This window comes from Bacillus cereus group sp. BfR-BA-01441, assembly GCF_022663075.1.
In the GTDB taxonomy this organism is placed as follows: Bacteria; Bacillota; Bacilli; order Bacillales; family Bacillaceae_G; genus Bacillus_A; species Bacillus_A cereus.
In genome coordinates, this window is sequence record NZ_JAKUEU010000173.1 from 1 (window position 1) to 3,342 (window position 3,342).

The following is a 3,342-nucleotide window of genomic DNA, read 5'->3' on the forward strand; positions in this document are numbered from 1 at the left end:
TATTACTTATATATTATCAAAAAATAAGGTTTTATATACATTTTTGTAAATTTATAGTCAAATAAAAATAGTTGAATCAAAAGCATATTAAAGAAACACATACCTCAGTTTTGAAAATTATGTATTATAAATATGAATTATATTGAACTAAAATAAACCTTACATGATTCATGCAAGGTTTATCGTTTTATACACAATATATTTCATTATTGTTGAGATATACTAGCATCGCTTTCAATTCGCTTTTCTTTTTGGCTTAGTTTTTTATCTTTAGATTTTTTTAATGTTAAAGTCATGCCAATAAAAATAAAAAGAATTCCTGTTATTTGCATTAAAGTTGGACGGAATCCAGTAAGTACAGTATCTAATAATATTGCCACTGCCGGATCTAAAAAAACTAATATTGAGATGGTTTTTGTAGATAAATAGCGTAAACTATCAAAAAACAGATAATATACTATCCCTGTGTGAATAAAACCAGTAGCTATAATATATGTCCAATTACTTTGAGTGAGGCCACTAAAAGCATCTAAATCTATAAATGGTATTAAAAGAAATATCCCCAAGAATGTTTGTAAAAATGTCATTGCATACGCACTCATTTTGTTAATCCCTTTACCAAATAAAGTTGTAAATGCATAAAAGAGAGCCGCAAGAAATCCCCATATCATACCTGAAGACATTAATGAGCCGACAGAGAAGCTTCCATCAATACCAGCAATTAATAAAGCTCCTGCAAAACACACAATTATTGAAATGATAGATATGAATGTTAATTTTTCTTTAAAGACGATACTTCCAATTAACAGTACAATTACTGGTGCAAGATGATAAACTGAGATAGCAATTGTAACTGACATATTTTCAAAGGCTTTAAATAAGAAAACCCAATTAAATACTAAGAAAAAGCCACATATTAAAACTTGAATAACTTCTTTTCGTTCCCATTTATCTTGTTTATATTGCCCTGTAAGCAACCAGCATACACTTAAAAATATTGTCGCAAAAATACACCTTACAAACACTAATTCAAACGAAGGTAAGTTTGTTTGAACAGAAAAAAATCCAACTGATCCAAAGATAACCATTGATGCTATCATCTTTAAGGCCGGTACCGTTTTCTCTTGCTTAAAACTCTTTTGAAGCAAATTAATCCCCCTCCAATAAAAACTCGGTTTATAGTGAGAAAAACACCAGCCTAAAAAAAGGACAGGTGCTTTTCCTCAAAAACACTCAATTATAAATTTTTCCCAGCAGTCCAACCACCATCAATTACAAAATTAGAACCAGTAATAAAGCGGGCCTGATCAGAAATCAAGTACTCAATACATGAAACAATATCCTGCGGCAACCCCCAAGTATCTAAAGATTGATTACTTTTTATCATAGACATCAAGGCTTTATTACTAAAGTATTCTTCTGTAAGTTCAGTTCTAATAACACCGGGAGAAATACTATTTACCCTTATATTTTGCTTCCCAAATTCCATAGCCATCTGTTTAGTCAATCCGATTAAAGCATGCTTTGATGCAACATAAGCAGCTCGCTCTGGTTCAGCCATTAATCCAGAAACCGATGCTATATTCACAATACAACCTTTTATTTTCGATTCACACCATCGCTTAGCTACTTCCCTAGAAAGGATAAATGGGGCTACTAAATTTACATCAATTACTTTTTTAAACATATCATCGGATAAATGTAAAACAGGTGTTATCTCTCGAATACCAGCTGCATTTATTAATATATCAGGAGAAAGCTTTTCTAAATCTAATTGAGTAAAAAGATTATGAATCGCTTCGCTATTACTTAAATCAATTTGCACTACTTTCAAAGGCATATCTGTTTTCATATAATCTATTAAATTATTATTATGAATATCAAGCGCTATTACATAAAATGATTTTTCTAAAAAGTATTTTATACAAGCATGACCTATACCGCTATTGGCTCCAGAAATCATAATTATTTTATTCTCTCTCATTTTGTCTCCTTATAAGAAAATGTTACTAATAAAATATCACGAAAAGCCTCCGTACTACATTCTGTTCCAAGTGGCGTTACGGCATGGAAGACCTTTTGTCCAAATACTAAAGTTTCTAAAGGCTCCTTCAAACTTATAAACTGATTAATTTCCCGAGGAGAATTAGCTATTAAATTATCTCCACCAATAGCTGTATTACTTAAATTCATAAGGTGTAAAAATACTACTGGTTCATCATCTTTATGTAACCAAATAGGTGAACTAAAAGATGGTCTTTCTTTAGTAGCTTTATATCTTACTTGATGTAAACCTATAATTAAGTCTTTACTTGTATCTATTATATTTGTTTTAAATGCAAATTCAGTATCGAAACGCACGATATTTTGAATTAAAGGATTGCATAAAAAGCTATCATTTATGCTATTGAACTGTCTAACTTTCCCGCCATCGTCATAATTATATTCTTTAGATTGGAAGTAATCATTACTATTATCTAAAATATAATCTGGTGAATCAACATACTTTATATACCTTGAATAAGATCTAGCACGGCATTCACCGTACGCATCATCTTCCAAATTATAATAATCTAACTGTGCTTGTGTTAATAAACGATGATTCTCTTCCTCTTGTAAAAAGATTTCATTTGAGATTTCAAGGAATCCTTTAGATTCAAATTCATGTACCTTTTCTTCTATGCTAAACCCATTCATTTTACTAAGAACAAACGTCATTATAAAAACCTCCACACTATTGTATTTTTCTATCTCACCCTATGTTAGAAATGCAATAAGTAACCGAGATTCTTGCTTAATAAAATTTAAAATTATGATATTCAATTAATACACCAAATGAAATATATGTAATTCATTAAAATTATTTATTAAGCAATATTATATATCCTTTTGGTTATTTTTTCTAATTATCTGAAGATTTATCAACATTAGTCTTAATATTCAAAATTAAAGAAATGGATTTTTCAGAAAGATAAAACTGCGCGTATTGCAATTATTTATGTATATAACTTTTTTAAAAATTATATTTTAAATATAGCTAGTTTTTTATAAATTTTTTGATATAATTACATACGGGAAAAGGGAAGAATTTTGTCTTCCCTTGTGTTTTTATTTGCATCTAGTACTTTTGCTAGATGCTTTTTTTATGCTAAAAAAGGTATCCTCAAATACTTTGAGGATACCTTTTCACCTTTATTATCTCTGCTGTTTTCTACCTAATACGAGTAACCCAAAACTCATCATTACAAGAAGTGCTCCCATATATGGTTCCACAGGCATTTTCTGCCCTGTCTTCGGTAATTCTTTTTCAGGTTTCTCTGGATTCGGTGTCCCTGGCTTTTC

General features: G+C 29.9%; 4 protein-coding genes. All 4 read right to left on the reverse strand.

Annotated elements, in window-relative coordinates; genetic code table 11:
• Positions 1 to 206: 206 nt before the first annotated feature.
• On the reverse strand, positions 207 to 1,148 hold the full coding sequence (locus MR107_RS29485) for a DMT family transporter (RefSeq protein WP_000939625.1): 942 nt from the start codon (positions 1,146 to 1,148) through the stop codon (positions 207 to 209).
• Between the two features lie 89 nt (positions 1,149 to 1,237).
• Positions 1,238 to 1,984, reverse strand: coding sequence for an SDR family NAD(P)-dependent oxidoreductase (locus tag MR107_RS29490; protein ID WP_001208947.1), 747 nt, complete (start codon positions 1,982 to 1,984; stop codon positions 1,238 to 1,240).
• Positions 1,981 to 2,718 carry a 2OG-Fe dioxygenase family protein gene (locus tag MR107_RS29495; RefSeq protein ID WP_000144813.1) on the reverse strand — a complete coding sequence of 246 codons (738 nt, stop codon included), beginning with the start codon at positions 2,716 to 2,718 and terminating at the stop codon, positions 1,981 to 1,983. The genes MR107_RS29490 and MR107_RS29495 overlap by 4 nt, the downstream gene beginning before the upstream one ends.
• A gap of 477 nt (positions 2,719 to 3,195) precedes the next feature.
• Positions 3,196 to 3,342 (reverse strand): LPXTG cell wall anchor domain-containing protein (locus MR107_RS31445; RefSeq protein ID WP_255855140.1); only part of this gene is annotated, 147 nt, incomplete at its 5' end.